The 24190-nt window shown below is 59.8% G+C and carries 26 protein-coding genes and 3 pseudogenes; 22 read left to right on the top strand and 7 right to left on the bottom strand.

Annotated features, from left to right (window positions below; all coding sequences use genetic code 11):
• Nucleotides 1–13: 13 nt before the first annotated feature.
• The 4 genes from HK436_RS25820 to HK436_RS25805 form a co-directional block, all read right to left on the bottom strand.
• Nucleotides 14–1102 carry a LacI family DNA-binding transcriptional regulator gene (locus HK436_RS25820; RefSeq protein WP_173194502.1) on the bottom strand — a complete coding sequence of 363 codons (1089 nt, stop codon included), beginning with the start codon at nucleotides 1100–1102 and terminating at the stop codon, nucleotides 14–16.
• Between the two features lie 64 nt (nucleotides 1103–1166).
• Complete coding sequence (locus tag HK436_RS25815) at nucleotides 1167–2102, bottom strand: ornithine cyclodeaminase (RefSeq protein WP_173194501.1); 936 nt, start codon at nucleotides 2100–2102, stop codon at nucleotides 1167–1169.
• A gap of 30 nt (nucleotides 2103–2132) precedes the next feature.
• On the bottom strand, nucleotides 2133–2837 hold the full coding sequence (locus HK436_RS25810; RefSeq protein WP_173194500.1) for a GntR family transcriptional regulator: 705 nt from the start codon (nucleotides 2835–2837) through the stop codon (nucleotides 2133–2135).
• A gap of 7 nt (nucleotides 2838–2844) precedes the next feature.
• The gene (locus tag HK436_RS25805) at nucleotides 2845–3849 is read right to left on the bottom strand and encodes an SIS domain-containing protein (RefSeq protein ID WP_173194499.1); all 1005 of its coding nucleotides are present in this window, start codon (nucleotides 3847–3849) and stop codon (nucleotides 2845–2847) included.
• Between the two features lie 128 nt (nucleotides 3850–3977).
• Between HK436_RS25805 and HK436_RS31885 the strand changes: the two genes are divergently transcribed.
• From HK436_RS31885 to HK436_RS25760, 12 genes and pseudogenes are all read left to right on the top strand, one after another.
• On the top strand, nucleotides 3978–4493 hold the full coding sequence (locus HK436_RS31885; protein WP_312860747.1) for a PfkB family carbohydrate kinase: 516 nt from the start codon (nucleotides 3978–3980) through the stop codon (nucleotides 4491–4493).
• Nucleotides 4403–4885, top strand: a complete 483-nt coding sequence (locus HK436_RS31880) for a PfkB family carbohydrate kinase (protein ID WP_312860759.1) — start codon at nucleotides 4403–4405, stop codon at nucleotides 4883–4885. Before HK436_RS31885 ends, HK436_RS31880 begins: the two co-directional genes overlap by 91 nt.
• An 80-nt stretch (nucleotides 4886–4965) precedes the next feature.
• A pseudogene (dctP, locus tag HK436_RS25795) lies at nucleotides 4966–6002 on the top strand (TRAP transporter substrate-binding protein DctP).
• 70 nt (nucleotides 6003–6072) lie between these two features.
• On the top strand, nucleotides 6073–6543 hold the full coding sequence (locus HK436_RS25790; protein ID WP_173194498.1) for a TRAP transporter small permease: 471 nt from the start codon (nucleotides 6073–6075) through the stop codon (nucleotides 6541–6543).
• Nucleotides 6540–7016, top strand: coding sequence for a TRAP transporter large permease subunit (locus tag HK436_RS32585; protein ID WP_312860746.1), 477 nt, complete (start codon nucleotides 6540–6542; stop codon nucleotides 7014–7016). Before HK436_RS25790 ends, HK436_RS32585 begins: the two co-directional genes overlap by 4 nt.
• Nucleotides 7017–7054: 38 nt before the next feature.
• Nucleotides 7055–7813 carry a TRAP transporter large permease gene (locus HK436_RS25785; protein ID WP_312860745.1) on the top strand — a complete coding sequence of 253 codons (759 nt, stop codon included), beginning with the start codon at nucleotides 7055–7057 and terminating at the stop codon, nucleotides 7811–7813.
• Nucleotides 7814–7825: 12 nt separating this feature from the next.
• Nucleotides 7826–8854 (top strand): NAD(P)/FAD-dependent oxidoreductase, encoded by a 1029-nt coding sequence (locus tag HK436_RS25780; protein WP_206680578.1) that lies wholly within the window; start codon nucleotides 7826–7828, stop codon nucleotides 8852–8854.
• A complete protein-coding gene (locus HK436_RS30680) occupies nucleotides 8851–9105 on the top strand; it encodes a hypothetical protein (protein WP_206680577.1) in 255 nt (84 codons plus the stop codon). The genes HK436_RS25780 and HK436_RS30680 overlap by 4 nt, the downstream gene beginning before the upstream one ends.
• 305 nt (nucleotides 9106–9410) lie before the next feature.
• Nucleotides 9411–10761 (top strand): IS3 family transposase gene (locus tag HK436_RS25775; RefSeq protein ID WP_173194497.1). Its coding sequence is split into 2 segments (ribosomal slippage): nucleotides 9411–9748 and nucleotides 9747–10761, totalling 1353 coding nucleotides; the frame shifts between segments, so codons are not numbered across the junction.
• Nucleotides 10762–10970: 209 nt separating this feature from the next.
• A complete protein-coding gene (trhA, locus tag HK436_RS25770) occupies nucleotides 10971–11618 on the top strand; it encodes a PAQR family membrane homeostasis protein TrhA (RefSeq protein WP_173194574.1) in 648 nt (215 codons plus the stop codon).
• 274 nt (nucleotides 11619–11892) lie between these two features.
• Nucleotides 11893–12165 (top strand): type II toxin-antitoxin system VapB family antitoxin, encoded by a 273-nt coding sequence (locus tag HK436_RS25765; RefSeq protein WP_173194496.1) that lies wholly within the window; start codon nucleotides 11893–11895, stop codon nucleotides 12163–12165.
• Nucleotides 12162–12575: a type II toxin-antitoxin system VapC family toxin gene (locus tag HK436_RS25760; RefSeq protein WP_173194495.1), complete on the top strand. Its 414-nt coding sequence runs from the start codon at nucleotides 12162–12164 to the stop codon at nucleotides 12573–12575. Before HK436_RS25765 ends, HK436_RS25760 begins: the two co-directional genes overlap by 4 nt.
• A gap of 391 nt (nucleotides 12576–12966) precedes the next feature.
• Here HK436_RS25760 and HK436_RS25755 read toward each other — a convergent pair whose 3' ends face one another.
• Complete coding sequence (locus tag HK436_RS25755; RefSeq protein ID WP_173194494.1) at nucleotides 12967–13854, bottom strand: LysR family transcriptional regulator; 888 nt, start codon at nucleotides 13852–13854, stop codon at nucleotides 12967–12969.
• Between the two features lie 173 nt (nucleotides 13855–14027).
• Between HK436_RS25755 and HK436_RS32580 the strand changes: the two genes are divergently transcribed.
• From HK436_RS32580 to HK436_RS25720, 8 genes and pseudogenes are all read left to right on the top strand, one after another.
• Entirely contained in the window at nucleotides 14028–14483 is a 456-nt protein-coding gene (locus HK436_RS32580) for a serine hydrolase (RefSeq protein WP_206680576.1), read from the top strand.
• 17 nt (nucleotides 14484–14500) lie between these two features.
• Nucleotides 14501–14914 carry a serine hydrolase gene (locus tag HK436_RS32575; RefSeq protein WP_312860758.1) on the top strand — a complete coding sequence of 138 codons (414 nt, stop codon included), beginning with the start codon at nucleotides 14501–14503 and terminating at the stop codon, nucleotides 14912–14914.
• A gap of 95 nt (nucleotides 14915–15009) precedes the next feature.
• Complete coding sequence (gene ampC / locus HK436_RS25745) at nucleotides 15010–16167, top strand: class C beta-lactamase (protein ID WP_173194493.1); 1158 nt, start codon at nucleotides 15010–15012, stop codon at nucleotides 16165–16167.
• Nucleotides 16168–16340: 173 nt separating this feature from the next.
• Nucleotides 16341–16835, top strand: coding sequence for an SH3 domain-containing protein (locus tag HK436_RS25740; protein WP_173194492.1), 495 nt, complete (start codon nucleotides 16341–16343; stop codon nucleotides 16833–16835).
• A 21-nt stretch (nucleotides 16836–16856) separates the two neighbouring features.
• Nucleotides 16857–17174, top strand: a complete 318-nt coding sequence (locus tag HK436_RS25735; RefSeq protein WP_173194491.1) for a hypothetical protein — start codon at nucleotides 16857–16859, stop codon at nucleotides 17172–17174.
• A 227-nt stretch (nucleotides 17175–17401) separates the two neighbouring features.
• A pseudogene (locus HK436_RS25730) lies at nucleotides 17402–18141 on the top strand (IS5 family transposase); the annotation flags it as partial.
• A 274-nt stretch (nucleotides 18142–18415) separates the two neighbouring features.
• Nucleotides 18416–18972 (top strand): annotated as a pseudogene (locus tag HK436_RS31865) (lipocalin family protein).
• 1324 nt (nucleotides 18973–20296) lie between these two features.
• Nucleotides 20297–20605, top strand: coding sequence for a DUF1127 domain-containing protein (locus HK436_RS25720; protein WP_173194490.1), 309 nt, complete (start codon nucleotides 20297–20299; stop codon nucleotides 20603–20605).
• A gap of 591 nt (nucleotides 20606–21196) precedes the next feature.
• Here HK436_RS25720 and HK436_RS25715 read toward each other — a convergent pair.
• Nucleotides 21197–22063 carry a mechanosensitive ion channel family protein gene (locus HK436_RS25715; RefSeq protein WP_244649404.1) on the bottom strand — a complete coding sequence of 289 codons (867 nt, stop codon included), beginning with the start codon at nucleotides 22061–22063 and terminating at the stop codon, nucleotides 21197–21199.
• Nucleotides 22064–23144: 1081 nt separating this feature from the next.
• On the opposite strand from HK436_RS25715, the gene HK436_RS25710 reads away from it, so the two are divergent.
• Both HK436_RS25710 and HK436_RS25705 read left to right on the top strand, forming a co-directional pair.
• The gene (locus HK436_RS25710) at nucleotides 23145–23354 is read left to right on the top strand and encodes a hypervirulence associated TUDOR domain-containing protein (RefSeq protein ID WP_173194489.1); all 210 of its coding nucleotides are present in this window, start codon (nucleotides 23145–23147) and stop codon (nucleotides 23352–23354) included.
• 101 nt (nucleotides 23355–23455) lie between these two features.
• Nucleotides 23456–23896, top strand: a complete 441-nt coding sequence (locus tag HK436_RS25705) for a DUF488 domain-containing protein (RefSeq protein ID WP_312860743.1) — start codon at nucleotides 23456–23458, stop codon at nucleotides 23894–23896.
• A gap of 83 nt (nucleotides 23897–23979) precedes the next feature.
• Here HK436_RS25705 and HK436_RS25700 read toward each other — a convergent pair whose 3' ends face one another.
• A complete protein-coding gene (locus tag HK436_RS25700; protein ID WP_173194488.1) occupies nucleotides 23980–24174 on the bottom strand; it encodes a hypothetical protein in 195 nt (64 codons plus the stop codon).
• Between the last annotated feature and the right edge of the window lie 16 nt (nucleotides 24175–24190).

Genomic DNA, 24190 nt, shown 5'->3' with positions numbered 1-24190 from the left:
GACGATGCGGGTATTAGAAGCTGGCAATTGACCCGCGCTCGATAAAGTCCGCGCGCATCATGACCGCGCGTGCCGGTTCTTGTCCCCCCTCGATGCGTTCCAGAAGCATGGTTGCCGCCGTCTCGCCCATTGAGAGACGCGGTTGGGCCATGGTGGAAATGCCCGGCGACAGAAAGCTCATCCATTCCAGATCGTCGAAACAGACGAGCGAGACTTCTCTCGGGACGGAGAGACCGGCTGCGGAGATCGCGCCCATGACGCCCTCCGACATCGTGCCGTCCGTGGCGAACACCGCTGAGGGCCGGTCGGGGCGATCGAGCAGCGCACGCGCGACAGCCTGTGCGGCCCCAGCCGAATATGCGCCCACGCGCCGGACCAACGCCGCGTCGATCTCCAACCCCGCCTGCCGGTGTGCGCGCAGATATCCGAGCAAACGCTGCCAGCTCGGATAGAGCGTGTCGGTGGACAAAACTTCACCTGCGAGGCCGCGCTGCAGGAAGGCGTCGAGCCCGCCTTCCTGGTACTCCATCATTTCGCCGACCAGGCCTATACGGCGGTGACCGGCGGAAATCAGGGCGGATACGGCGCGTTCGGAAGCTGCGATGTTATCGATGGCGACCCGATCCACTTCCAGTCCCGCCACGCTGCGGTCGAGCAGAACGAGCGGCAGGCCGGCTGCCTGAAGGTCGCGCAGATGGCCCGAATTGCGTGTGTCGCAAGGCGAGACGATCAACCCGTCGACCTGTTTTTCCATCAGCAGGTTGACCGCGCGGATTTCCTTGTCGAGGTTTTCGTCGGAGTTAACGATCAGCAGTCCGAAATCGCGACTTTCCACAACGTCGGAGATGCCGCGCAGGATCGAAGCGTAAAACGGGTTCTGGATGTCGCCGGCGACCACGCCAATGGTGCGTGTCTTGCCGGTAATAAGGCTGCGCGCGAGCGCGTTGGTGCGATAGCCGAGCTTGCGGGCCGCCTGCAGCACCTGCTCGCGCGTTTCTTCCCTGGTGTAGCCGTAGCGACCGAGGACGCGGCCGGCCGTCGCCGTCGACACGCCGGCCAGGCGGGCAACATCGGCTATCGTCGCCTTGGACTTCTTTGCCACCGTCTATCGCTCCCTATTGTCGCTTGATGGCAGGATTCGCTGCTGGGCGGTGCCTTTGTTCGCGTTACGCCGCTTCATTCAGGGCGATCGCCGTGAAGACGTCGAGATGGGCGCCACCGACGTTCTTGAAGATGGTGATCTCGTCGGGCGACCGCCGCCCCTTCACCTTGCCCTGGGCGAGGTCGAAATGGTCCCCGGCGATTGCGTGTGTATGCAAAACGCCGGAGGCGAGCGCGGGTCCGAGATCGCCGGTATTTTCCATGCCGCGCCGCGTATCGACGAAGACGCGGCCACGCGCCAGTGCAACCTCGTCAGTCTCGCGCAGGCTCGTCATGTATGCGCCGACGAGGTCAAGATGTGCGCCGGGCTTCAGGAGCGCGCCCTTGACCAGCGTGCGATCGGACATGGTCACGCAGGTAATGATGTCGGCCTGTTCAACTGCCGCGTCGATGTCGGTCACCGCCTGCGCATCCACGCCATCTGCCCGCAGGCCCGCTGCGATCACGTCGGCCTTGGATGTGGTGCGGTTCCAGACCAGAACGCGCTTCAGTGACGGTCGGGTGGCCAGATGCGCGGCGGCAAAGTGCGGTGCGAGCGCGCCGGCGCCCACGATCAGCAGAACCTCGGCGTCCTCGCGGGCAAGCAGTGATGCGCCGAGTGCAGAGTCGCCGGCTGTCTTGCGCGCCGTCATCGCAGCCCCATCGGCCACCAGGAGCGGTGCCCCGGTCGATCCGTCGAACATGGCGACCAGCCCCTGCACGTTTGGTTGGGGCGGCGACAGCTGTTCGTTACGAGGGAAGACGCCGACCATCTTGACCGCTACGGGGCCGCCCGGCACCCAGCCCGGCAGGGTGATGAACTGGTTGCCGCTGCCGGCAGGATCGTCCTGCACCATCACGTCGGAGACGGGCATTGCGCCGCGATGGGCCTGCAAAAGGGTCGTGATCAGATAGGACCAGGGCAAGGCAGCATGCACCGCGGCGGCGTCGAAGATTTTCATGGGCATTTCCTTCAGGCGCTTCGGCGTGGCTTAGTTCTTCACCGTCAGTGTGACGAGACGGCACGGGGTTACGGTTTGCGACAGGGCAAGGGGACAGCCGCCGCCACCAAGCACCAGCTTTTCGATCCGGTAGACCGGCTCGGTCGTGGACACGCCCAGCAGATCCGCCTCCGAGCTTCGGGCAAAGCCTACGTCGATCAGCCGTTCGGCCCCTGCGGGCGCTATGCCGTAGACGCTGCGCAAGGTGGCGAAGAAGCTTTTTCCCGCCGCTACGGGATCGAGCGCTTGAGCGAAGCGCGCGGCGTCGAAGTGCAGCGCTTCCAGTGTCATCGGTCTGTCGTTCATCTCGAGCAGCCGCACGAAGCGGACCAGCCGCGATGCGACGAGCCGGGCGGCGATGGCCGGCGCGTCCGCATCGTCCTCCCGCTCGATGATGCGGTGGCCGGCCTTGTGTCCCTGCCCTTCCATCACATCGGAGAAGCCCGACAGCGAAATGGTTTGTTGCAACTTGCTGAGCGCGACCAGAGTGCCCCTGCCCTGCTGGCGCACGAGCAGGCCTTCCGCGCACAGTTCGCCCACTGCACGGCGCAACGTGATGCGACTGACGCCGTAGGTGGCGCACAGCTCGAGCTCTGGCGGCAGGAAGCTTCCCTCGGGAAGACGGCCGGCCTCGATCTCGGACAGGATCTTTCGCCGGACCTGTTCGTAGAGCGGCAGGAGGCCGTCTTGCACCATTATCGCCTCAGTAGTCCGTGAGCTTCTTCATGTAGCGGCGGCCCTCCAGCATGACCTGCTGGCGGAAACCGGCCACCTTATAGATGAAGCGCCACAGCGTGTCGAAGAAGATGAGCGGCACGACATTGCCATGAAAGCGCGGGTCGATGCCTGTAAGGTCGAGTTTCTCCGCATCCAGCACGAGCACGTTCTCGGCCTTTCCAAAGCGGTGCAGGAACGTTTCGGCGCGCTCATCGAGCGCGCGTGTTGAATCGAGCCCCTTCAGGAGGACAAAGCAGCGCGTCTCGTCCAGCACCTCGAACGGGCCGTGGAAGAACTCGTTGGAGTGGATCGCCTGGCTGTTGATCCATTGCATCTCCATCAAAACGCAGATGGCGAAGGAATAGGCCGCGCCGTAGCTCGCGCCCGACGCCATGGTGTAGACGACGTCCTGCTTTGCGAAGTGCTCCGCATAGCGGTCCCATAGCGGGGCGTAGGTCTCCTGCGCGCGGTCAATAGCGGCCTGCAGGTTATACAGGCTCTCGATCAGGGGTTCAGTCAGGTCCTCGCCGCCGGTTGCAGCCACAAGGCCCATGACGATCTGGTAGATGATCGAATAATTGCTGTCGCGGGCGTCGATAGACACGCCGGTCGTATAAGGCGCCTCGAACTTGACGGGATAGTCGACGGCGGTGCCGAGCGGCGAACCGGGCTCCACCGTGAGGCCGATCGTAACCGCTCCCTTCTCCCGCGCGAACTTCGCGGCAGCCGTCGTCTCCTTCGTCGTCCCGGTCATCGAGCACAGCACGACCAGTGTGCCCGGCCCAAGGCGTTTCGGCGCACGGGCGACGAACTCGGCAGCGTTGTAGACGTCCGAGGGCAATGCCCCGTGCTCGTCGAGCATAAATTTTGCCGGATGCATGATCGACAGCGATCCGCCGCAAGCCACGAAGAAGACATGGCGGAGCGCGGCGGCATCTATGGCCGAAAGCGCAGCCGAGACGGCCGGATGGAAGCGGTCGGGAATAGGCATTTTTGATCACCTTTCTGATAAGATGACATAAGACATATTAATTTCATCGCTCGAGTGTCAAGCTGGCCGTTGACAAACCGAGCGATTTTCTGCGAACGTTCTCACATTGTCGTAGAAATGAGAACCAAGTGTCACGGACTGCCCCAAGAATCCTCGCCTTCGGCGATAATGTCGTGGACTGCTATCGCGACCAGAACCGCATGTTCCCGGGCGGCAACTGCGTGAACCACGCCGTGTTTGCCCGGCGCTTCGGTGCAGAAACCGCCTATGCCGGCGCCGTTGCGGACGATGCAGCCGGTCGCGCCATCCGCGACGCGTTCCTAGCCGAGGGTGTGGAAACCTCGTTGCTGCGTTTCCTGCCGGGGCAGACCGCCTTTTGCGTGATCGCGACGCAAAGCGGTGAGCGCGTCTTCGTCGGGGCCAATCTGGGTGTCTCGATCATCGCGCCTTCGTCCGCTGATCTTGCCTGGATGAAGACGGCGGATGCCGTCCATACCGGCCGTTCAAGCCACGTCGATGCGTGGCTGGCGCATTTTGCGTCGTTGACCCGCGTATCGTACGATTTCGCCACGATCCGCGACGAGGATCGCATCGCGTCCGTAGCCCCCACTGCTTTCTGGCAGGGTTTTCCGGCGGGGGCATAAGCGGCGAGGAAGCGCGAAAGCTTGCAGCCACCGCGCTGCACCACGGCGCTCGGTGGGCGGTCATCACTCGCGGTGGCGACGGTGCGCTGCTGGCTGGACCGGACGGCGTCCACCAGGCGCCGGCCGTTCCTGTACACCCGGTCGACACGCTCGGCGCCGGCGACACGTTCATTGCCCGCACGCTCGTCGGTCTGCTGCGCAAGGAAGCCCCGGAGGCGATTCTGCGGTCGGCGGGCGAAGCTGCGGCACAGACATGTCTGGCACCTGGCGCGTTCGGCTACGGAGTGCCGATGATGGTGGATCTGTCGTCAGCGCTCACGATTGAAGAGATATACGCCAAGACAACACCCGTACCCGGCCCAGAGGTTGAGCCGGCGGGGGCGGGCGTATGAGAAAAGGGCTGCGAAAACGTTCTCACAAACATGCTCCCTTTTCATTCTAGAAGTGCCGGCAACAACCAGTCGGAGCCACTATGGGATCAACCCGAACAGGAGGACTCGCTATGAACCAATTCACTAAATCCCTGCGGCGGCTTGCCGCCGCCGCAACCGTAACAACGATGCTGTCAGGTCTGTCGGATGCGGCCTTGGCGCAGGAACTGACAATCCGCATTGCCACGGTGAATGCACCCACGAGCGAATCCTGGAAAGGTGTCATGGCGACCGCCGAGCGCGTGACCGAACGCACCGAGGGTCGCGTGAAGTTCGAGGGCTTTCCGTCAGGCCAGCTCGGCACGACTACCGATTCCATCGAACAGGCCAGCCAGGGCCTGCCGGTCATGACATTCACCTCGGCGTCGTTCCTGTCCAGTTTCGGTGTGCCGGAACTGTCGATCGTGGAGGGGCCGTTCATCGTTTCCAACACTGATGAGGCGGAAAACCTCGCATTTTCCGACCTGATGCAGGGCTACTATGACAGCCTCGCCGAAACGGCCGGCATCCGCGTGGTAGCACTAAACTGGTTCGACGGCCCGCGCCATATGATCGGCAATGCAGGCTATCCTTCGCCTGAGGACCTGCAAGGTGTGCGCATGCGCGTGCCGCCGGTGGAGACCTGGTTGAAGACATTCGAGCCTCTGGGCGTGGTCGCGACGACCGTCGAGGCGGCCGAAGTCTATTCGGCGCTGTCGCAAGGGTCGTCACCGCGGCAGAAAGCCCGCTTACCGGCCTGCGCGCTTCCGGATGGCCGGAAGTCGCCAAGGAGATTACACTGACGGGTCACTTCAACCTGTTCACCGGCTGGGTAATGAGCGAGGCAGCTTTCCAGCAGATCGGCGAGGACGACCGCGCCATCCTGCTGGAAGAGTTCCGCAAGGGTGGCCAGGACCTGACCGAGATCTCCGCCAATCTGGAAACAGAGATCCGCAAGGAGTTCGAGGCGTCGGGCGTAACCTTCCACGAAGCGGATCTCGATGCCTATCGCAAAGCGACCGCGAGCTTTTACACGAGCTTCCCGGACTGGCCGGAAGGGCTCTATGATCAGGTTCGGGCCGCGGCGGCCGGCAACTGATGGCATCGGCCGGGCAGATTGTGAGGGTCTGCCCGGTTCTTCCCTGAGACCGAAGGAGGCGGTTGAAGTGATGAAAGCGTTGCGTGCGCTGTTGGATTTTCTGGGCATGACCTTGCCCGCGCTGTTGCTTGCGGCGTTGGTGTCGGTCGTCATGGCCGATGTGGTTGCGCGCAACTTCTTCGCCATGTCGATCATGTGGGCGCAGGAGATGGCTGTGATCCTGCTGGCCGCGACTGTGTGGCTCGGCCTGTCCGGAGCGGCCATGCAGGGCCAGCTGTTCGGAATTTCTCTTTTCGTCGACAGGCTGCCTGAGCGCGCTGCAGCTTATGCGAGGCTTGTCGCCGATCTCCTTGTGCTGCTTATCGCGGCGCAGGTGATCCGCGCGGCGCTTGCCCAGATATCCACGGCGCGGTTCACGACCTTTCTCACACTCGGCTGGCCGAAATGGATCATGGCCGCCATTCTGGCTGCGGGAATGGGCCTCGTCATCGTTGGCCGTCTGGTGCAGATCAACGATCGTCTCCGGAAGCAACGCCCGTGACCATAGTCGCCATCGTTTTCGTTGCTCTGCTCGTTCTCGGCCTGCCCGTCGGCTTCGTGATGCTTGGCGCATCGATGGCCTATTTCGTCATCAATCCGATGATGACGAGCCTGGTCGCGCAGCGCATGTCGTCGGGCCTCGAATCCTTTCCCCTGCTGGCAATCCCACTGTTCATTGTGGCAGGCGCGGCCATGGCGCGCGGCGGCATCGCGGACCGGCTATACGCCTTCTGCGAGACCCTGGTGGGCCACTGGCGCGGCGGGTTGGCGCAGATTGCCGTTCTGAATTCCGTCTTCATGGGCGCAATGTCGGGCTCGGCCAATGCCGATGCGGCCATCGATGCGCGCACGATCGTGCCGGTGATGCGCGCGCGCGGCTATTCGAACGCGTACGGATCGGTGGTGAGTGCGGCTTCCTCCATCATCGCCCCGATCATGCCGCCGAGCATCGCCCTGATCGTCTATGGCTCTTGACCAACACTTCGATCGGCCGCCTCTTCGTCGGCGGCGTCGTGCCGGCCTTCGTGATTGCCGTCACGTTGATGCTGACCGTGCGGTGGACGGCAACGCGTATGAATCTTGCTCCCGCACGCGAGAACCGGGCGCGATCGGGCGAGATAATCAATAATGGGCGTGCTGCTTTGTGGGCACTGGCGATGCCGGTGATGCTGCTGTTCGGCCTGCGCAGCGGCTGGTTCACGCCGACGGAATTGGGGGCAGTCGCAGCCGTCTACGCCTTTATCGTCGGCGTGCTGGTTTATCGCGGGCTGACTTTCCGCGAGACGTTGGCGCTGTTCTCGGAATCGGCCGTCACCACGGCCGGCGTGCTGTTCATCATCGCTTCCGCCTCGGTGTTCTCGCTGATCCTCAGCCTTGAACAGGTCCCCCAACAGCTCATCACAGCGTTGCTTTCGATCTCCGAGAACAAATACGTGGTGCTGCTGGTCATCAACATCGCTCTGCTGCTCCTCGGCACCGTGTTCGAGGGATTGGCCATCATCGTCATTCTCGGGCCGCTGCTGGTGCAGGTGGCACAAGGCCTGGGCGTCGACCCGGTGCATCTGGGCGTGGTGCTGGTGTTCAACACTGCCATCGGCTCGCTGACGCCACCGGTCGGAACCGTGATGTTCACCGTCTGCTCCATCACCCGCTGTTCGGTGGAAGATTTCACGTGGGCATTCCTGCCCTTCCTCGCCACTGCAATCGGCGTGTTGTTGCTGCTCACCTACGTTCCGGCGCTGGTGACCTTCCTTCCCAATCTGTTCTTTTGAAGAGCGACCATCGTGACGGGCAGAGTAGACGGCAATCTGTGGCGTACCAGCAGCGCGGTGCACGTCGAAGCGCCGCCGCTGATGGCGGATGCGGACGCCGACCTCGTCATCATAGGTGGTGGGTTCACCGGGAACGCGGCAGCTCTTGAAGCGGCGCGGCGCGGCGCTTCGGTCATCGTGCTCGAGGCGGAGACGGTCGGCCATGGTGGCTCGGGCCGCAATGTCGGGCTCGTCAACGCCGGCCTGTGGCTGGCTCCGCGCGACGTGGTGGCGCAGATGGGCCAGGACGCGGGCCTGAAGCTGATCGGTCTGCTGGCCGATGCACCAAAGCTGGTCTGGTCGCTGATCGAGCGCGAGAATATAGACTGCGAAGCCACACCGAACGGTACGCTGCATCTGGCGCATTCGACGCCGGGCTTGCGTAATCTGGAAGAGCGGCATCGCCAGGGCGTGGAACTGGGAGCGCCTGTCCAGCTTTTCGACGCGCTCGAAACCGCGCGGCGCACAGGCAGCCGCGCATTCTACGGCTCACTGTTCGATCCGCGCGCCGGGACCATTCAGCCGCTGTCTTATGCGCGCGGCCTTGCATGTGCCGCGCTCCGCGCCGGTGCCCGCTTGCATGAACAAACCGCGGTTAAGCGCGTCGAACGCATCGGCGACCGCTGGCAGGTCATGGCCAATGGTCACACGGTCAGGGCCAGATCGTTGCTTCTGGCCACCAATGCGTACTTCAAGGGCATCGACATCGCCGTTCGGCCGCAATTCGTTGCCGTCAACTATTGCCAGTTCGCGACCGCTCCCATGCCGGAGCCACTGCGTGCTGAGATTCTTTCCGGCGGGGAAGGTTGCTGGGATACCGCGCTGGTGATGTCGTCTTTCCGGACCGACAAGGAGGGGCGGATGATCCTGGGCGGCATCGGCGATGCCGGGGGCGGGGTGCTGCGGTCCATGCCGGCTGGGCCCGGCGCAAGCTGCGGCAGGTGTACCCGCAATTGGCAGGGCTTACCTTCGAGTATTCCTGGCACGGGCGCATTGCCATGACCAGCGATCACATTCCCAAGATCGTCAGGCTTGGCCCTTCGGCCTATGCCTGCTTCGGTTATTCGGGGCGCGGCATCGGCCCGGGAACCGTATTCGGCACGCGCGTAGCCGCTTCACTGCTGGACGGATGCGAGAACGGCCTGCCGGTGGCACCCGTCGTCAACCATCGGGAGCGATTGGCAGCCATGCGCGCTGTGTATTACGAAAGCGGCGCGGTGTTGGTCCACGCATCAACCGGCGGATACGCGTAGCCTTTTTCGCGCGGGCCCTGTGCTGCGTGCCACTCGACCGCGCCATAGTGCACTTTAAAAACTTGACTATCTGTGTATCCACAGTACCCCTAATCGGACTTCTTCAAAGTGGCCGTGGCAATCTCTTTGAATATGTGCTATAATGTGTACTATGAGTGCACAACGGGAAGAAAAGCTTAAGAGCGTGCTGGAAGCTGTCCCTGCCGGCTTCCTCGTGGTGTCCGGCGTCAGCACTGATGGGACCAAATTGGCTTAACTGATAGCGGAGGATTTCTGGTTCATCGTAGCCTTTCAAAGGAGCGAAGATGAGACAGAAATCCGGGACAGGGAAAGCGCCTGCAGAGCAGGTCATCAAGGACATCCGCCGCGCAACCCGCAAGCAATATTCGGCCGAGGAGAAGATCCGCATTGTGCTTGAAGGCCTTCGCGGCGAGGAATCGATCGCGGCGCTCTGCCGGCGCGAAGGGATCGCCGAGAGCCTTTATTACAACTGGTCGAAGGAATTCCTGGAAGCCGGCAAGAAGCGGCTTGCCGGCGACACGGCAAGCGCCGCCACCAGCGACGAGGTGAAGGTGCTGCGCAAGGAGGCGCGCGATCTCAAGGAGGTCGTCGCCGAGCAGGCGCTGGAACTGCGGATTCTTAAAAAAGCATGATCGCGGATGGGGGCGACGACGAATGAGATACCCCGCATCCGAAAAGCTCGAGATCATCCGCCTGGTCGAGAGCTCTCACTTGTCGGCGCGGCGCACGCTGCAAAAACTCGGCATTCCACGCTCGACCTTCAATCGCTGGTATGACCGCTTCCTTGCCGGCGGCGTCGACGCGCTGGAAGATCGCAGACCTCGCCCGAGCCGGGTTTGGAACCGCATCCCCGATCAGGTGCGCGACCAGATCATCGAACTGGCGCTGAACGTGCCGGAGTTGTCGCCTCGGGAACTGGCGGTCACCTTCACCGACACGAAGGGCTACTTCGTCTCGGAATCCTCGGTCTATCGCCTGCTCAAGGTCTATGACCTGATCACCAGCCCGGCCTTCATCGTCATCAAGGCAGCCGACGAGTTCCACGACAAGACCACAGCGCCCAACCAACTCTGGCAGACCGATTTCACATATTTGAAGGTCATCGGCTGGGGGTGGTTCTATCTGTCGACGGTGCTCGACGACTTCTCGCGCTACATCATCGCCTGGAAGCTGTGCACCACGATGAAGGCCGGGGACGTCACCGACACGCTGACAATGGCCCTCACGGCATCAGGCTGTGACAGCGCCAGGGTGCTGCACAAGCCGAAGCTGTTGAGTGATAACGGCCCGTCCTACATCGCCGCCGAACTCGCCGAGTGGATCGACGCCAACGGCATGAGCCATGTCCGCGGAGCGCCACTGCACCCGCAGACCCAGGGCAAAATCGAGCGCTGGCACCAGACGCTCAAGAACCGGATCCTGCTCGAAAACTACTTCCTGCCGGGCGATCTCGAGCGGCAGGTCGCGGCCTTCGTCGATCATTACAACCACCGCCGATACCACGAGAGCATCGGCAATCTCACACCTGCCGACGTCTACTTCGGGCGCGGCGACATCATCATGCTGGAAAGGGAAAGGATCAAACGCGAAACCATCACACAGCGCCGCTTGCTTCATCGAAAAGCGGCAGCGTAAAATGACAACCCTGATGGACCAGAGCCTCCGTTAGCTCACGCCGCTAGTTGTCCCAAAATCCCTGACGACGGACAATTGTCGGGCTTTGGAAGACCGTGAGCAGGCGCACTCGTAGCTAGGCAGCCCGATTGTTGGTGCCAGCATCGACGCAAGGCTTTGAACCGCCACATTCCCATGTCATCGCGTCGGCTTCCAACTCAACGGAACCGATGAACAACTTTCCCTGGAATTATGATCGTACAGAGCTCGTCGCAGATGGCACGATCCACGTTGTCGGAGTGATCCTCAGCTTGGGTGGTGCGGTCGCGATGGTCTTCGCCGCCTTCTGGGTCGCCAACGTCAGTAGCGCCATCGCCGCCTCAGTCTATGCTGTGACGCTGGTAACGACGCTTTCCATGTCAGCGATCTACAACATGTGGCCTATCGGACCGCGCAAATGGCAAATGCGCAAATTCGATCATGCGGCGATCTATCTTCTGATTGCAGGCACCTACACGCCTTTCGCTCTGCAACTGGGAGCTCGAGGAGCATGGTTGCTCGTATGGATGTGGAGCGTGGCGGCCCTGGGCATGCTTTTGAAGATCGCGTTCCCTGGTCGCTTTGATCGGATCGCCCTCCTTCTTTACCTCGGCCTGGGATGGAGCGGCGTTTTCATGTTCGACATCATGCTGAGCAGCTTTTCCCCGACGATCATATGGTTGCTTATTCTCGGCGGCGCGGTCTATTCGACCGGCGTCATTTTTCACCTTTGGCATCGTCTCAGATTTCAGAACGCCATCTGGCACGGCTTCGTGCTCGCAGGCGCTGCGTGTCACTACTGCGCCGTGCTCACTTCGGTTGCCGGTTCGAGCGTGTGAGAACGAGCTCCGGGGCGGCCTGTTATCGAACTGCGCTACCATGAGATACTCGCTACAAGCGGCGCTCCTCAATCGCTTAGGTACGCCCCGCAGTCGATTGGTCCTATTTCTCTCCGTCGTGGTCCGGGTACAAGGCTTCATAATCGCGACCACCCTGGAAGACATTCGTGATCCTGACGGTGCCGATCCATAGCAGCGAGAATGTTCGGTCGTTTTGATTGAAAGATAGACACAGAAATGCCATCTAGATCGTGTATCTAGAAAGTTGGTTGCCATGGCCTTGAGCATCAAGACAGAGGAAGCGGATCGGCTGGCGCGAGAATTGTCCCGCCTGACTGGCGAAACCATGACGGACGCCATCACCCAGGCCATGCGCGAGCGCCTGGAACGGTTGCGCGCCGAACGGGAAGCTCAGGCCGACTACGTTGCGCGCATGAAAGCCTTCGTGCGCGAGCGCGCTGGCCGCTACGATCGCCGCCCGGTCACCAAGCAGGAATGGGATGAAGCTGTTGGCGACACCCCCGAAGAGCTTGGCATCTCCCGATGATGATCGTGGATGCGTCCGCGATCATTGCGATTCTGTTCGAGGAGACGGAAGCGTTTGATTGCATGGCCGCTCTTCAGCTGGATGCCGCGCGTCTCATTTCGGCGGTGAACTACGTTGAGGCCGGTACCGTTATGGCCGGCAGGATCAGGGACGGTGACCGGCACGAGGCTATTACCGATCTCGACGAGTTCCTGTCCGATTTCCGCATATCGATTGCGCCCGTAGACGATAGCCTTGCCCGTGCCGCCATGAAGGCGCGCCTAGATTACGGCAAGGGATTCGGCACGCGTGGCGGCCTGAACTTTGGCGATTGCTTCGCCTATGCCCTCGCAAAACGGCATTCCGCTCCTCTTCTCTACGTTGGCGACGATTTTGCGCTGACCGACGTTCAGTCCGCGCTTTCGCAATAGACGCAGAGAGTTCGAGCCAAGGCGAAGAATGGCGGCGCCAGCAAGAACGAGAGGAGGCTGGAGAGGTCTCAAAATCTCAAAGCTAGCGGGCTATGCCCTCCCCGCGAGTCCGGATGCGGCTTGCCCACCCCACGAAGCCTATTTGGGAGCCCGTTCCAAATCAAACGGCAAGATGCAGACGGCAACGCCTCGCCGGAGATAATTCCCGCGGACTCACGTTTGGAGCTGCCGTTCAACGTCCACCGGTCACAGTCCCGGTGTATCGGAGCATATTCTCCATAGCCGTGATTTCATCGGCTCATAACCAACACTCTGCGCCTCGGCCGATTGCAAACGCGAGAACATGGCAAGCGAGCGTTGGAAAGACCATACGCTTGACGCTCCCAAGCTCCTAATCCCTCGTTTCAACCCAAACAGCACTCTCGGACCGTATCCAGTTCGAGAATGCGATCATCGCCGAATTCTGCACCCGGTCGGAGGGGCATGTCAGATAGTAGCGTCCTGCAGAAACGGTCGTGCCGAACGGTTGCGCCAGTTTGCCGGTCTCAATCTGGCGAGCGAACATTGGAAGCGGTAGCAGCGCGATGCCCAATCCCTGAGATGCAAGCTCGGCGATCGCTAGGGATGAGTCCAGGACTGGCCCTGTAACAGGCGGGCAAGGAACACCCATTTCAGCGAACCAGCGAGACCACTCATCGCTTCGATAGCTCCTGAGTAACGTGTGATGCGCAAGATCACCGGGGTGGCGAAGTCCTGCTGCAATCTCCGGAGCACAAAGCACCGACATCGGCGCATCAATCAATGGCCAGGCTTCCACCTTGGCCCAGTTCCCGTCGCCGAAACGAATTGCCATGTCCAATCCCTCACGCGTGATCTCCACGCGGTTGTTGTTGGTTGAAATGCGCATCTCGATCTCTGGATGGGTTTTCTGAAATTGCGGAAGACGCGGTATCAGCCATCCAAGCGCAAACGTGGTCACCACGCCCACCTTCAGAACTTCGATCCGCTGCTTGCCGGTGACCCGATCCAGCACGCGGGAAATCGCGTCCAGGCCGTGCTCCAGAACGGGGTAGAGCGCCACGCCCTCGTCCGTTGGCACCAGGCCGCTGGGCGTGCGCAACAGGAGCTTCGCACCGAGCAGTTCCTCAAGACGAGCAATTTGATGGCTCACCGCAGCTTGCGTGACGCGCAGTTCAATTGCGGCGCGGGTGAAGCTTCCCTGCCGCACGGCGACCTCGAAAGTGCGAAGGGCATTGAGGGGCAGGTCAGGTCGATCCACGGCAGTACCTCAGCTCATACACAACTCAACTATTTGTCGTCTTACACCGGAATTTGCCTCCGGTTAATTCAGATGCATGATCTGAGTTGATGAGCAGCTGCAGGTCGGCCCGCCAATCGCGCCCCCATCGCCGCCTGTGCAGGTGCGCCCTCCCCAAAATCGGAGCAAAGCAAATGAATCTATTGGCAAGCAGAATTGGCTCCCTGATGACCGCTGTTGTCGTCGGGCTGAGCCTGCACGGAAACGCCACAGCTCAACCCGCAGAAGCGCAACTCTTAAAAACAGTCCGCGAGATCGAGACAAAGCTCGATGCGCGGATCGGTGTGCTTGTGCGAGACACTGCAAGCCAGTGGGAGTGGGGCCATCGGCAGGACGAGCGCTTTCTCATGGCCAGTACCTTCAAATCCGTCCTGTGTGGCGCCGTCCTCGACCGCGTGGAGCGGGGCCTAATGAGCCTGGATGAGCAGCTGGAGATTAGACGTGACGAACTCGTCGCCTATTCACCAGTCACTGAGAAGGCTGCCGGCAAAACAATGTCTGTCAGCGATCTCTGCCTTGCCACGCTTGACATCAGCGACAACACCGCAGCCAACATCCTGATTGAGCGTCTCGGGGAACGCAGGAAGTAACCGCCTTCGCCCGCAGCATTGGAGACGCAGTCACCCGGCTCGACAGGATCGAGCCCGATCTCAACCTCTTTGTTCCGGGCGACCCGCGGGACACAACGACACCCGCTGCTATTCTCACGACGTGGGAGTCCATGTTGTTAGGTGATGCGTTGTCGTCCAGGCACCGAGCCCTGCTGCTGGACTGGATGAGCCGAGGCGGTGTCACCGGCGCTCTTCTTCGAGCGAGTACGCCTGATAACTGGCACGTCGCCGACAAGTCCGGCGGCGGGCAGCAGCACACCCGCAACCTTGTCGCCATGGTGACACCGCCAGATGACGAACCACACCTCATCGCTATCTACGTTTCAGACACACAAGCGGACTGGGCTGCGAGAAACCAGGCGGTCAAAGAAATCGGCGAAGCCATCGTCCAAGTAATCAGCCACCGCTAGCAGACGCCGACCCGAATGCAGTATTCGCGAAGCCAAGTCGGCAGCGGAACAAAAATATCCTTTCAGAGATCGATTTAACTGAGGTTATATTACGTATGCGCACAAATACCTTTCTGCTCTTCGCCATTTTTCTGGCGGTAAATCCTGCCCTTGCCAATTCTGCCGATCGGGAGCAGGTCGCAGCCATAGTGGATGAAGCATTTGGCTCCCTGATCCGCAAACACCAAGTGCCCGGCCTTGCGGTGGCCGTCACCATCGGTGGGAAGCACTACTTCATCAATTACGGCGTGGCTTCGCTGGAGACACGGGAACCAGTGACAGAACACACGATATTCGAGATCGGCTCGGTCAGTAAAACCTTCACCGCGACGCTTGGCGGCTATGCCTTGGCTACGGGAAAGCTTTCGCTTGAGGACAAACCTTCGATGTACCTCGCCGAACTCGCGGGATCGGCCGTAGACCAGGCGACCCTACTGAATCTGGCCACCTACACGGCTGGTGGTCTGCCGTTGCAGTTCCCTCAAGGCGTCGACAACGACAGAAACGCAATCTCGTATATCGCTGCTTGGAAACCGGAAGCCGAGCCGGGCGCCGTTCGACGCTATTCCAACCCCAGTATTGGACTCTTCGGGCATCTGACGGCCAAGGCGTTAGGTGGGGACTTCGCCAATCTTCTTGAGTTGGAGATCTTCAAGCGGCTGGCTTTAACTCACACCTTTGTGCACGTGCCTGAAAATTTCATGGCGTCGTATGCCTGGGGTTACGATGCAGACGGTCGTGCAGTCCGCGTCAGCCCCGGCGCCTTCGACGAAGAAGCGTACGGGGTGAAATCAAGCGCGGCCGATATGATCGCCTTTATCGACGCCAATCTGCATCCAGAACGGCTCGATCCCGTCATGCGTGAAGCCGTCGAGGCAACCCACAAAGGCTATTTCAAAGTCGGCGGAATGATCCAGGGCCTCGGTTGGGAGCAGTTTCCCTTTCCACTCCCATTGGAGCGGCTTCGCGCCGGCAATTCCCGCACCATGGCGTTCGAAAGCAATCCCGCCACACCAGCGGAGCGTGATGCAAATTCGTCGACTGCGGTTCTCTACAGCAAGACCGGTTCGACCAACGGCTTCGGGGCGTATGCCACATTCGTTCCGGAAGCAGAGCTGGGCGTTGTGATGCTGGCGAACATGAACATCTTCATGCCCGATCGCCTGGAGGCTATGCATCAATCGTTGGAGGGCCTTGCGGAACTAGCGAGGTAGATCGGCATCGGACCCAACGCTTGACCTGACAGCCGCCGTCCAATCGGCCACGCCTTGACCGCCTTCGTCGTCGCGTCAAGCCGCCTTTGGTCGGTGCTCCGGGCAGACCCGCACCTTGTACATCCGCCATTCAGCTTGTCCGTTTTAGTCTGTTGCCGAAGCAGGAGATTTCGATGAACAAGCATTCTCTATTCGCCTTTGCAGTCTTGGCAATGTCCGGCCTTTCTGGAGTTGCCGCGGCACAGGTGGTGCCCGGCGAAGAGCACTGTGTTGTCAACGTGCGCGCGGATGACCGGTTGAACATGCGCGAAGGTCCCAGTGCCAATGCGCCAATAGCTGCTCGCAAGCGCTACGGTGAATGCGGTATCCGGGTAACCGACGAATGTCGCGGTAACTGGTGTCCGGTGGAAGACGGTCATTCGCTAGGCTGGGTCCACAGGCGCTACATCGCCATGGTGTCGCCGTCGATGTACTGCGTCACTGGCGTTGCGGCAGGCGATTCGTTGAACCTTCGCGCTTGGCCTTCACCTCAGTCGCGGATTCTGACCAGGCTCTCCCGTCACCAGTGTGATATCGCCTTCCTGCCCTACGCGAGGGGCAACTGGCAAAAGGTTCGCGCCGATGGATGGGAAGGCTGGGTTAACCGCGGATTTCTCAGCGGCCAGTGAAGTTCACGGGGCGCTTGCCGGATGAGCGATTCCATGGTGAAGTTCCCTAACGTCAAGGGGGCTGCCATCGATGAACAATCCAAAGGTCATCGGGACGATCAGTGGCGTCGTTGCGCTTTATCTCGGCTATTCAATATTTGGACCGGCAGGGGAAGCCCCAAGTCCGGCGCTCGGTACAATGAACTGGTTATTCTTCTTGCTGGCCGTCGTGGCCTGCGTTGGATCGATCGTTCAGATCGTGAAGGGCGGAAAGACATGACGGCTTGGCGTGATCGGCCCAAACCAGATCGCTATGCTATCGTCGGCTGCTTCATCGGCATGAGCATCGCGCGATCGTAGCGTTCCACTTCGCCTTCTACGCCAGCACAGCTGGTCGGTGGGCCATAATGGCGACCGGATTGGTTGCAGGATGGGGTGTCGGCAGATATCTCGGCACCCGCGCATGATCCGCATGATCCCGTTACTTCCCAAGGCCGAGTAGGGTCCGGACCCATAAAGGGGTTCGTTCAAGCTCGGTGATGTGGTGCACCGCCTCCGAGTGGAGAATATGGATGAATTGAGACTACTTCTGGCTAACGGACGCTTATTCGCGAAGCTGAGGCTTCATCTTCCGACCAACTCCCCGGCAAGCCCCGTGCTGATGACCGGCGGGTGATCAGCGGCATCATCCACGTCATCAAGAGCGGAGGCCGCTAGGGCGACGCACCTGCGGTCTACGGTCCGAGGAAGACGCTCTACAATCGCTTCCAGCGTTGGGCCGCCCAAGGGCATTCGGAGCGGCGTATTGGATGCCTTGGCCAATGCTGGCGGGCCACCGGCGCAACTGCTTATCGATTCGCGGCGGTTCGTGCCCATCGTAGTGTGGGGGGCGGAAAAAGGGGAACTCAACCAGGCCATTGGAAGATCGCGCGGCGGGCGCACCACCAAGATCAACGCTCTGACAGGTGGGATTTGCAGGCCCGTCGCCTTTCTCTTGACTGGAGGCAACGTTGGCGAATGCACAGCAGGTGAGGTGCTGATCGATCGGATGCCGCCGACCTCGCTGCTGAACGCCTACAAGGGCTACGGAAGCGACGCCATACGTCGTCAAGTCAGGCAGCGCGGTACTTTTGCAAACATCGGGCCAAAGACCAACAGCAAGTGGAAGAACTGCTTCTCGCCGTATCCCTATCGTGACCGAAACGCCATCGAGCGCATGTTCTGCAGTCTCAAGGACCTCCGCCGCATCGCCACCCGCTACGACCGGCTCGCAACCAACTTCCTCGCAGCAATCTGCATCGCCGCAACCGTCAGCTACTGGTTGTGAGTCCAGGCAGTAGGACAGCCTTCACGCGATCATTACCGCCGGCCGCGCTTCGAGAGCGAAACCCTGGCTGGGCGACGAGAACCGATTGTTGATAGTGGCGATCAGAGGCTGGCCAGAAAGGATAGCACCACGCTGCCTCTGGCAAATGCGATCGTGGCAACTAGGGTGAGCAAAAATGGAACGGCGACCTTACGCGCTGTATCGAAGAAGTCAGACATATTCACCTCTTGCGACAGCATAGCCGGGGGCGCCCTGCTCAAAAGGAACCAAACTCATGGCCGACGTGATTGCCATAAGCATGCTCGATCTAAATCGCTATCTGGGCCGATGGTACGAGATCTGTCGCTTGCCGCTAAAATGGGAAGATGAGACAGCAACCAATATCACCGCGACTTATTCGCTGAACGACGATGGGACCGTGAGGGACGATAACAGGTGCTTCGACGACGACGGGCAGCCTTCTCAGGCAATCGGTCAGGGGCACCTGTCGATGACGCGAAGTCGCGGCTCAAAGTAACTTTCTTGCCGGAACACGTGCGCTGGATACCCTTTACAAAGGGTGACTATTGGGTCCTCAAAATCGATCCGGGCTACCGGACTGCTTTTGTCGGCACGCCTGATCGAAAATATCTCTGGATCCTATCGCGGCAGCCGCAGATATCGGAGACCATAAAGGATGAATACCTCGCGGAAGCACGCCAACAGAGTTTTGACCTTACCAATCTGATCACCCCGCGACACACGGGTAGCGAGGTGACGGACGGAATGCTCCGGGGGACTAGAGGCAGGCTCGGTTGCCATCCAGCTGGTGCTCACTGGCGGAGTGAGTGAGGTGCCGGTTTGGTGGGCGGCAGGTCGCGCTCTCCAGCGATCTTGAATTTTCGACCTGAAGAACGATCAATCGGCCGGTCTCGTGCCGGCAGTTTTTTGCCGGGTCTTGCTGCTGGTTTTTTCGGCTCTGGTTTTCTTCCGGCCTCTGTAGGCCGGCTTGGCGGCCGGAGCCCTCCGGTTTGAATAACCGGCGTGCGCCGTAGGGAAACTTTCGGCCACCACATCAAAGAATTTCACATAAGCTCCGACGCCTCCGGTTTCGCTGTGGTCCACATCTAGCCGGCCTATGCGGCCCAGTTCTTGCATGATGAGAGCGAGAACGAGTTAAGCAGGATGGCAGCGATCGATGTTGGATCGGGTGGAAGGAAATCCCCTTGAAAGCGAAACACGCCCCTTTGGTCGATTGGCGTCGGCAGCCGCAGCGCTGTTGATCGCGACCGGGGGCGTGCTGACTATTCTATGGGCGCAATTCGGGCGGCCGGTCGCTTCGTCGGCACCGCTTGAGATTGGACGGACATGGCCCGCCGACCACAAAGGCCGGATATCGCGACAAATTCCGGAGACAAAAGTTTTAGTGGCAGGGATACCCCCGTCCCTCCGATTCCCCCACTTAGGCCGACCTCGTGTCGGCCTTTCCTTCGACGATCTCGGGGTCGTTGAAAGCGTGCTACCGCCGGAACGAATACAGCGCGCAGCATACGCGTGCTGCGCGATATCGCTTCCGTCTGCTGATAGTTGATCACACCTGTCCCTCGCGACACGCCCGAGGCGAAAAAGTCACTCGGGCAATAGGTGGCGATTGCTCAGGTCTTGGGCATGCCACGCAATTGCGTGATGGCCCTCACCGTGGCAAGGCGTAGAAAAAAGGCGATCGGCGAGCCGCCAGCACCTAATGAATGGCAACCAAAGACCGGGTCTGACCGCAGCGCTTACTTGATCTATAGCGAATCTATTGCTGAGATAGTCCGATCGAAGTTATGGTTTTGTCTTTAGCCTTCATAATCTCCCAAGCTATTGCAGATGGCGCCAGAACGTCGCAGCCCATCTCACGCGCTTGATTAGCTTCGCCAGGATGCTCACATGAGGAACATGACCATGTTCAGTTTCCATAAGAGGTTCCTGCGCAGCGCAGGAAGCAATCTGAACCGCCGCTGACCCCGGGCGGGACATGGCGGTTGCCTGTCTGCGCTGCGGGGTACTCCTGTTCTCACATCGTTCATCTGAATGACGAATGCGCCGAACGGCCGGTTCCTGCCATGTGCGGCCGGCTCGGCAGTCGCGCGCAGACGTCTCGGTTCAACCGCCTCATCCTGGAGAAATCGTCATGCACACCGAAATCATCAATTCTGACATTCCCTTGTCCCCCAAGCCTCACGGGGCCGGCCAGCGCAACAGAGGCAGAAGACATGGAATGTTGGGTCGCTGGGCCCGAAATATCGTTCGCAACTGGCAGCGCCACAGAATGATCGCGGCTCTTCGGGCCATGGACGACAATTTACTCCACAATATCGGCATTTCGCGAAACGACATTCCCCGGATCGTCGATGGCTTCGATGACCGCGAATTGCGGATGCGGCCGGTCGCGCCAGAGCTCGAACACCAAAGCGCGCTTGGCAGTCCTGTTGTTTCGTGAACTGGCTTCTAGCGCAATTGCGTTTTGTGAAGACACCAGCCAACGGCTCCCACGGAAAAAATTTGAAGGATCGAAGACATGATGATTCGCGGTAAAATGTCGAACCAATCGTCGTCAAGGCTGTACCAACGCGCAGCCAGTACAGACTATGCAGGAGGGCTCAATGCGGAATGCTTGGCGCGCTGGGAAGATGACGGAGGCCGTCCTGCCCCGCCGCATCTGGACAGCTACTCTGAACCTTTCACGCGGGAGGGTTCGGCCGGCTTTCACCTGCGGAGGTAGAGCCTGTGGCCCTGATGAGATTACCCGAGCGCTACAGGAGGAACTTTCGCACGTTTCTCTGCACAAACGGGGCTGACAAATCGAGTTCCGCCGATCAAGCGCCTGGCGCGTCTAAGCACACCCGCACATGATCCAAGTTGGACGCGCTTTCTTCAGGTCGTATTCAAGGACGCAGAACATAACTCCTGCCTGAGACAACTTTGCCACGATCGGCAGTCGAACGTGGACGATCCTGAACATATCCTATCTAAGTCGCCGTCCATTGTGAGCATCGCGCTGCCAGAGCGGGACGCGCTACCGCCCTCCACCTCAAGACGGGTGATCACGCATCGCGCTCTCGCCCACCGCAGTGGCTCTCTTCACTCGGCCACTCGACACAGACAATCCCGCCGCTGGCAAAGCCAATCCACTGTGGCGAAGCGCAGCGTCGATTTGCCCGAAGATGGCGTCACGACAGTCTACATCATCTGCAAAACTGGGCACCCAGAAACGCACATGATAGCGGATGCCCTCCATATCGTAGGAAGCGACTCGCACATCCGGTTTCGGTTCATTGACAATGATCGGCGAACGAGCCGCCGCTTTGGTCAACAACTCGCGAGCCGCCGCTATCGACAACTCATGGCCGAGCACGACCTCGACCTGCGCGCGGTATTTGCGATTGGGCGCGCTGTAGTTGGTCAGTGCCTGCTGGGCGATCTGGCTGTTGGGGAGGATCACATAGGTGTCGTTGCGCGTGAACAGCCGTGTAGTTCGCCAGCCGATTTCGATCACTCGTCCTCTCGTCCGATCGTTAATGGAAACCCAATCACCGATACGGTAGGGAGCTTCGATGCCGACCGCGATCCCGGCAAAGACATCGGCAAGTGTACCCCGCAATGCAAAGCCGATGACCGCAATCACAAGTCCCGAACCGGCGATAGCGCCGCTCCAGCTCTGGCCAATCACCAGCATCACCGTTGCGATGGTCGCAGCAATGAAAAGAGCCGCTGAAACCAGTTCAAGCAGAAGTTTCGGAACCTGACGACGTTTGCGACCGACCCGTTCCAGCGCCAATCCGACGAGGCGGCCGCCAAGCCAAGCGGCAGAAAAATAGGCAGCGCCGCCCGTCAAGACACGAAGCGGTTTCTCCGAGACGTCAAGTTCGAGCCAGGCCAGTGCCTGAGGGTGCAGCATGTACGACGCGACGGCCGCCGATATGCACAGTAGCGGCAACAGCATACGCGTCAGAATGGAGCGAACGCGCCTCACATCCGCACCACGTCGAAGCGATGCGGTTTGTGTCCCCGACTTGAGCGGCTGCATCCCTGATAGGAAGCCCGCAAAGATTGCACGTCAGCGATGAACGGAGTTTTGCAATGAAGGCAGCATGTGGCTGCACGCGGCGAAAAGTCACCGGAGCGCCTGCGCACAAAGGGCTGGGCATTTATGAACATATCTCTCTCCATCGCCGGGCAGAACCGGCAAGACACCTCGAAGAACCTGTGAAAAGATCCCGGGGCGGGAAAGAGCCGATGTCTCTACATCAACGCGGTTCCGCCCCCGCAAACCCATGGGTCTGCGAGGCATTCCTGATCATCAGTGAGAGGAGTACGTGGGACATACTATGTATTTAGCTATTCATGGCGTTCTTTCAAGTGATCGTTGGTGCGTCTGAAGCACGCATGCGTCTCTCATCTTGCAGACTTCTTTTCTTTGGGATCGGCCGAGATAAAAGACAGCCCCGGTTAAGGCGACGCATTGCTCGGAAATTGCTAACAGGAAGAATTCGCAGCATCGTCTCTGATCCATCTAATACTTTGTAGATTATAATCCATGTACCGCCATTAACCGAACCGGCTGTGGAATAAATACGTTTCGACGTATTCAAATATGCTTGATGTTCGGACTCGGATTTTTAGGCTAAGAGATCGTAAGAAAATTAAGGCAATTTACAACGAATTTCTGATTGACCAAAATTATCGTGAAAGTGCATTATTCTTGCCGCTGGCGACAAATTCTACCAAAAAATTACTTGTAATCCGCATCCGGAGAATTGGTGTGCTCGAACGCTCGCTTTGCCAACTCGCTCATGCCATCTATCCCAAATCGACGACTGCCCGCGCTAACTTGCCGGTGGTACTGGGCCGTCTACTCCGGTCGTTCGGGAATGTAGCTTTCGTTCTCGAACCATCAGCCCGGGCCATGATAGCGCGAATGGAACACTGCCCTCCAGCTTGCGTTAATTTTGCCAAAGCCACTCGAGCGAGATAGTGCAATGGCCAAGTTCAACATCGGAGATTCAGTGAGCTGGAATTCAGAGGGCGGGCGGGTCTCCGGAAAGATCATCAGGATTCACGAGCGTGATTTCGACTACAAGGGGCACATGCGGCGCGCTTCCCAGGAAGAGCCTCAATACGAAATCAAGAGCGAAAGAACGGACCATATCGCCGCTCACAAGGAATCGGCACTTTCGAAAATTGGCTGAGGCAATCGAGGTGGGCACGGCCTTCACCATCGGCCACTCAAACCGATCATTGACGACCTTTAAGCAGATGCTTTTGGGAGAAGCCGTGGATCTGGTCGTTGATGTGCGTCGGTTTCCCAGATCGCGATCCAATCCGGCCTACAATTCGGGAGAGTCTCGCACCACAGCTCCAATGTGACGGGATCGGCTACATCCACTGCCCGCCACTTGGCGGTCTAAGGTCCAAAATCTCGGAGACTCCGCCTGTCGATAACGGCTTCTGGCGCAACAAAAGCTTTCAAAATTACGCCGATTATGCCCTCACCGACGTATTTCAAACGGCATTGATGAAGCTTCTCGACCTTTGTGGCGAAAATCGTTGTGCGCTCATGTGCGCGGAGGCGGTATGGTGGCGTTGCCACCGGCGGATCATCTCCGACTACCTGATCGCACATGGCGTGAGCGTTTATCATGTCATGGATATCGGAAAGCTCACACCGGCGCATTTGTCGGATGGTGCAGTTGTCGATCCCGATCTGCGTGTTCGCTACCCATCTCAGTAGTGACCACTAGGCCTCGTTCGGAAATCGGTTTGTTTCGCAGTGTGCCCAGCGCCTCGATGTCGCACCCAAGCGACGACAGCCAGCTATCGTCCGTTCCGCCGATAACTGAAGCTGGAGCAGAATGACGACACATCACGATTGATGACCGCGACATCCCAATCTTCGTCATGGCTCACAAAGCAAGTGACGCCGTCGCGATAAGCGAACCAGAACAAAGGAAAAGTCGTCAAAGCGGGCGTCGCCTCAAGCATGTTCATGGCCACCACCGAACGCTCCATGCGCCACATCTTGACT

Origin of the sequence: Neoaquamicrobium sediminum (genome assembly GCF_013240295.1) — a bacterium.
GTDB lineage: Bacteria > Pseudomonadota > Alphaproteobacteria > Rhizobiales > Rhizobiaceae > Aerobium > Aerobium sediminum.
Note: the sequence above shows the minus strand (reverse complement) of the source record. Positions and strands in the feature narration are given on the sequence as shown.

Coding starts and splice junctions, on each gene's coding strand:
- HK436_RS25815 (WP_173194501.1), bottom strand. CDS start 2,102: ATGAAAATCTTCGACGCCGCCGCGGTGCATGCTGCCTTGCCCTGGTCC.
- HK436_RS25810 (WP_173194500.1), bottom strand. CDS start 2,837: ATGGTGCAAGACGGCCTCCTGCCGCTCTACGAACAGGTCCGGCGAAAG.
- HK436_RS25805 (WP_173194499.1), bottom strand. CDS start 3,849: ATGCCTATTCCCGACCGCTTCCATCCGGCCGTCTCGGCTGCGCTTTCG.
- HK436_RS25790 (WP_173194498.1), top strand. CDS start 6,073: ATGAAAGCGTTGCGTGCGCTGTTGGATTTTCTGGGCATGACCTTGCCC.
- HK436_RS30680 (WP_206680577.1), top strand. CDS start 8,851: ATGACCAGCGATCACATTCCCAAGATCGTCAGGCTTGGCCCTTCGGCC.
- trhA (WP_173194574.1), top strand. CDS start 10,971: ATGAACAACTTTCCCTGGAATTATGATCGTACAGAGCTCGTCGCAGAT.
- HK436_RS25765 (WP_173194496.1), top strand. CDS start 11,893: ATGGCCTTGAGCATCAAGACAGAGGAAGCGGATCGGCTGGCGCGAGAA.
- HK436_RS25760 (WP_173194495.1), top strand. CDS start 12,162: ATGATGATCGTGGATGCGTCCGCGATCATTGCGATTCTGTTCGAGGAG.
- HK436_RS32580 (WP_206680576.1), top strand. CDS start 14,028: ATGAATCTATTGGCAAGCAGAATTGGCTCCCTGATGACCGCTGTTGTC.
- ampC (WP_173194493.1), top strand. CDS start 15,010: ATGCGCACAAATACCTTTCTGCTCTTCGCCATTTTTCTGGCGGTAAAT.
- HK436_RS25740 (WP_173194492.1), top strand. CDS start 16,341: ATGAACAAGCATTCTCTATTCGCCTTTGCAGTCTTGGCAATGTCCGGC.
- HK436_RS25735 (WP_173194491.1), top strand. CDS start 16,857: ATGAGCGATTCCATGGTGAAGTTCCCTAACGTCAAGGGGGCTGCCATC.
- HK436_RS25720 (WP_173194490.1), top strand. CDS start 20,297: ATGCACACCGAAATCATCAATTCTGACATTCCCTTGTCCCCCAAGCCT.
- HK436_RS25715 (WP_244649404.1), bottom strand. CDS start 22,063: ATGCTGCACCCTCAGGCACTGGCCTGGCTCGAACTTGACGTCTCGGAG.
- HK436_RS25710 (WP_173194489.1), top strand. CDS start 23,145: ATGGCCAAGTTCAACATCGGAGATTCAGTGAGCTGGAATTCAGAGGGC.
- HK436_RS25705 (WP_312860743.1), top strand. CDS start 23,456: ATGTGCGTCGGTTTCCCAGATCGCGATCCAATCCGGCCTACAATTCGG.
- HK436_RS25700 (WP_173194488.1), bottom strand. CDS start 24,174: ATGGAGCGTTCGGTGGTGGCCATGAACATGCTTGAGGCGACGCCCGCT.